This is a genomic window from Pararhodospirillum oryzae, from assembly GCF_007992075.1.
In the GTDB taxonomy this organism is placed as follows: Bacteria; Pseudomonadota; Alphaproteobacteria; order Rhodospirillales; family Rhodospirillaceae; genus Pararhodospirillum; species Pararhodospirillum oryzae.
The window spans coordinates 1-540 of record NZ_BJZO01000204.1 but is presented as its reverse complement, the minus strand read 5'-3'; the positions used below and the strand labels follow the sequence as shown (position 1 = coordinate 540).

1 protein-coding gene is annotated in these 540 nt (G+C 68.1%); it reads right to left on the bottom strand.

Annotation, left to right across the window (positions count from 1 at the left end; all coding sequences use genetic code 11):
* A partial coding sequence (locus ROR02_RS16520; protein WP_170245175.1) for a helix-turn-helix domain-containing protein occupies positions 1-443 on the bottom strand: 443 nt, incomplete at its 3' end.
* Positions 444-540: the final 97 nt, after the last annotated feature.

The following is a 540-nucleotide window of genomic DNA, read 5'->3' as shown; positions in this document are numbered from 1 at the left end:
TGGCGCGGGCGCGCCGACAGCCGGGTAAACCCGCGTTGATGCAGAATCCGCCCGACATGACGCTCGGACAGCTCCACCTGGAAATCCTTGGCGATGACGGCCTGCAAATCCACGCGGCGCCAGCGCACAACGCCATGCTCGGCGATGTCGGGGCCGGCCTCGACAAGCGCGTCAAGTTTTGCGAGCTGCGCTTCCTTCAGCCGAGGCGGGCGCCCCGAGCGCGGACGATCCGTGAGCCCGGCGACCCCCTCCTCGTTGTAACGATGCACCCAGTCGCGCAGGGTCTGGCGGGTCATCCCGCCTGCCTCGGCGGCGTGCGTTCGCGACGCCCCCTCCAGCACAAGCGCGATCGCCAACAGCCGGCGCGCCTGCGCCACGTCGCCCACCCGGCACGCCTGCGCCCGCAGCTCAGCCACCGACAGATCCGTACGTGTGATGGTCACTGGCATGTCTCGATTCTCCCAGCCGAATCAGTCGCTTGAGAGAATCACAACCGCACCGGCCAGGGCAAGCCCTCGCAAGAGTCATCAGTTTCGGCCG